Source organism: Oerskovia sp. NPDC060287 (genome assembly GCF_042726775.1).
Taxonomy (GTDB): domain Bacteria; phylum Actinomycetota; class Actinomycetes; order Actinomycetales; family Cellulomonadaceae; genus Oerskovia; species Oerskovia merdavium.
Map to the genome: position 1 here is coordinate 1 of NZ_JBHXBO010000307.1, position 4,043 is coordinate 4,043.

Consider the following 4,043-nt stretch of genomic DNA (forward strand, 5'->3'; position numbering starts at 1 on the left):
CCCCGGAGGGTGCGGGCCTCGTCGCCTGTGCTACCTGTCAGGTCGCGCGAGGCGACCTGTCATGCGATACCGCCCCGAAGGGCAGTGATCACTTGACGGTGACGGTTGCGCCGGCGCCCTCGAGGGCAGCCTTGGCCTTGTCAGCAGCGTCCTTGGCGACGTTCTCCAGGACGGGCTTGGGGGCGCCGTCAACGAGGTCCTTGGCCTCCTTCAGGCCGAGGCTCGTGAGGGCACGCACCTCCTTGATGACCTGGATCTTCTTGTCGCCGGCAGCCTCGAGGATGACGTCGAACTCCGTCTTCTCCTCGACCTCCTCGGCGGCAGCGGCCGCGGGGCCTGCAACGGCGACGGCGGCCGGAGCGGCTGCGGTGACCTCGAAAGCGTCCTCGAACGCCTTCACGAACTCAGAGAGCTCGATGAGGGAGAGGCCCTTGAACTGCTCGATGAGCTCTTCGGTGCTGAGCTTCGCCATGATGGCGGTCCTTTCGGTTGGTGCTCGGCAGCGGCCCTGTCAACGATCCACAGAGCCCTGCTGGAAGCAGAGGGGGTGTGTGCGTGCTGCGTGATCCTCCGAGGAGGGTCAGGCTGCAGCGCTCTCCGATTCCTGCTTGAGGCGCAGGGCATCGATGGTGCGAACGGCCTGCGAGGCGGGCGCGTTGAACAGGTATGCCGCCTGGTAGAGCGGCTGCTTGAACGCGCCGGCCAGCTTGGCCAGCAGGACCTCGCGGGACTCGAGGTCCGCGAGCTTGGTGATGTCCGCAGCGGTCAGGGAGCGTCCGTCGAGGACACCGCCCTTGATGACCAGTGCGGGGTTCGCCTTGGCGAAGTCACGCAGGCCCTTGGCCGCCTCGACCGGGTCACCGGTCACGAAGGCGATGGCCGAGGGGCCCTTGAAGTCGGCGTCGATCTCGATGCCGGCTTCCTTGGCCGCGATGGCGGTCAGCGTGTTCTTCACCACGGCGTAGGTTGCGTTGCCGCTGAGCGACCGACGCAGCTGCTTGAGCTGCGCGACGGTGAGCCCGCGGTACTCGGTCAGCACGGCCGCGTTCGACTCGCGGAAGTTCTCCGTGAGCTCTGCGACTGCGGCTGCCTTGTCCGGCCTCGCCATGGCAATCCTTCCGGTGGTGGTGCCACCGGTCTCCGCAGGGCGGGGGCCCTGGGGGGTGAGGTCCTGCGGAGACGAGAAGAGCCCCGCGCAGGCGCGGGGCTCGAAGTGCAGGCTCTCGCCCGCTCCGTGAACTCTCACCTGCGCTGGCCTCCGCACTTCTGCGGGACTTCGGTCCGGACTGCAGCTGACGAGTCAGCGGGCAGGACGGTACGACCGGCGGTCTTGGGTACTGGAACAGAGTACGTGACGCGGGCGTGTGGTCCAAATCGACAGTCGGCGTGACGCCAGGACGTCGAAAGCCGTCGAGATCAGGCCACGAGCGGGCCGAAACACACCAGCGGCACCGGCTCGTCCTCCACGCTGATGGCACGAGCGAGCGCATCGCCCGGCGTAGCCCCTCGAGCGAGCTCCGCGTGCAACCTGGGCATGACCCGCGCGGCGACGTCGTCCCGCAGCGGAGCGATGCTCGCGATCACCGCCCGCGCCCCGAGACGCACGAGGACGCTCGTGAGTCCCAGCGGCTCACCCCCCGTGCGGACCGAGGAGAGACCGACCTCGCAGGCCGAGAGCACGACGACCGCGCCGCTGAGGTCGATCCCGTCGAGCTCGTGCGCGAACAACGGACCGTCCGTGAGACGCAACGAGGAGAACAACGGGTTGTCGGTCTCGTGCGTCCCGTGCGCGGCGAGGTGGACGACGCCCGCCCCGTCAAGAGACTCCACGACGTTGTGGCACGTGGCGTCCGCGCCGGTCAGGAGCGTCGCCCCGCCCCAGGCCCGTGCCACGAGACGGGTCTCCTCGTCCGACGCCAGGAGACCCGGCCCGCTGACGACGACCACACCGCCGGGTCGCTCCGTCTCGGCCTCCACCTGGAGATCCACCCAGGAGTTGACCCAGGTGCGCGCCCCGGCCCGTGACGGGAGAGACATCCAGGGCACGGCAAGGAGGAGGTCCCGCGCCGTGACGTGCAGGTCGCCGACCACCTGGAGCGGCCCGAGGAGAGCGTCGTCGAGCCTGACCAGGACCTTGCGCAGCGACGACGTCGCCGCCAATCTCATCGGCGCCGGGATCAGGGCGTTCGAGAGGACTGCGAAGTCCGCACGTGCACGCCGGACGAGCTCGGCCACAACGTCGAGGGGGGCGAGCCTCACGATGGACGCCCCGTCCTGCGAGACGCGCACGGCCGACACGTGCCCTTCGTGGATGACGATGTTGGCGACCGTCGGCCCGGACGGCAGGGCGGACAGCGCCCGGCGCAGCGAGCGCTCGCTGGTCGGGCGCGGCCTGCTGTCGTCGCCGGTCCGTTGCCACATCCGTCGGCGCGCCTCTTCCTGGAAGCGTCGCGCGGCCCCCAGGTGGAGCTGGCGCTCCTCGAGCGCCCCGGCCTCGGCCGCGGTACCCAGGCCTCGAGCCGCCTCGACCTCGCGGCGGGCGGAGGCGAGGAGCTCGGCCAGCACAGGGTCGGTGGCCGGGCGCACCCGTCCGGTACCCGCAAATGCCGCGCGCCCCCGTTCCACCGCGTCGAACACCGCGCTCGCCCGACCTGTCCGGAAGGCCGCGTCGACGTCGACGATGCCCAGTCGCACACCGTGGACAGCAGAAGCCGTCACGACGTCGACAGACCCCAGACGGGACCGGTGGGAGACCAGCGCCTCCTGCCCTCGACGGATCGCGGCGAGGCCGCGACGACGATCTCCGTCACCGAACGCGACCATGGCGCGCACGGCCTCGCGCTGGATCCGTACCGCGAGGCTCCAGGAGCGCGGGGACGACGTCACGGCCTCGAGCGCTCCTCGCGCGCGAGCCACGTCGCCGGCTCGGACGTAAGCCTCGGCCTGCAGCACGCGCGCCGGTACACCGACCAGGACCGGAGGCATCTCACGGGCCTTCTCGGCGATCTCCCCCGCGTTCCTCGCCACTTCCCGGAAGTCGTCGGGTGCAGCACTCTTCGAGAGGCCGGCCAGCAGGGCCTCCTGCCGGACGAGCTCGCTGCGCAGCGCCCAGACCACGTTGGACTGGCTGTGGAAAGCGGACTTCGCCTCTCCCGCGAGCTCTGCCGCGCGCTCGGTCTGCCGCAGGTGGAGCAGGCAGCGCGCGATGTCGAAGCGAACCCTGGCAAGGTCGGCGAGCGACCCACTCTGGTCGAGGATCGACGTCGCCCGTTCGAGCACGGCGACCGCCTCCGTGACCAGTCCGGCCTCCTGCAGGACGACGGCGCGGTCCAGGAGCCCGACGGCGTCCTCGTCACTGGGGTCCAGCTCGCTCGCCTCGTCCATGAGTCGCAGGGCCAGCGGCAGGTCACCGTGCAGGAACTCGGCATAGCCGAGGTTGTGCCGACCCTTCGCCTCGATCGAGACGTCGCCCACAGTTCGCGCGTGCTCGACCGACGCTCCGAGATCCCGGCGAGCGTCGTCGACCGCCCCCACCTCGAGGTGCAACGCGCCTCGGTTGAGCAGCACGATCGCGGTGTCCCTCGACACGACCGTGGACTGCGCAGGCGCTGCACGGTCGAGCTCGGCCAGTGCGCCGGAGACGTCTCCGGCTCGGAGCAGGAGAAGCCCCCGCTGCCCCTGGACCGCGATCAGCTCGTCCGCGAGATCGACCTCGTGGCACCACGACTCAGCGTCGTCGAGCAGGTGGAGAGCCTCTCCGAGGTCGCCCGTCACCTCGTAGCCGCACCGGGCTGCCCCCAGGATCGCGCGAGGCCACAGCGAACGGAGGTCGGCCTGCTCGTCCCCAGCATCTCGAGGATCGCCGATCACGTCGAGCATGTCCCGGTAGCTTGCGAGCGCCTCGACGAAGAACTCTTCGTCGTTCTGCTGCCGGGCACGGATGTAGAACGCTCGCGCTCGATCGACCTTGTCCCTCACAGGGACACGGTAGCCAATCGCCGGGTCGGCGGCGCTCGACGGGGACCCTGGTGCGTGCACCAGGG

3 protein-coding genes are annotated in these 4,043 nt (G+C 70.3%); all 3 read right to left on the reverse strand.

The features are described from left to right. Positions 1–88: 88 nt before the first annotated feature. The 3 genes from rplL to ACFWFR_RS17945 all read right to left on the reverse strand — a co-directional run bounded on the left by rplL (position 89) and on the right by ACFWFR_RS17945 (position 3,978). Entirely contained in the window at positions 89–472 is a 384-nt protein-coding gene (gene rplL, locus ACFWFR_RS17935; RefSeq protein ID WP_030151946.1) for a 50S ribosomal protein L7/L12, read from the reverse strand. 108 nt (positions 473–580) lie between these two features. Further along, complete coding sequence (gene rplJ, locus ACFWFR_RS17940) at positions 581–1,108, reverse strand: 50S ribosomal protein L10 (protein ID WP_030151947.1); 528 nt, start codon at positions 1,106–1,108, stop codon at positions 581–583. A gap of 308 nt (positions 1,109–1,416) precedes the next feature. After that, positions 1,417–3,978, reverse strand: a complete 2,562-nt coding sequence (locus ACFWFR_RS17945; protein ID WP_377623949.1) for a CHAT domain-containing protein — start codon at positions 3,976–3,978, stop codon at positions 1,417–1,419. Between the last annotated feature and the right edge of the window lie 65 nt (positions 3,979–4,043).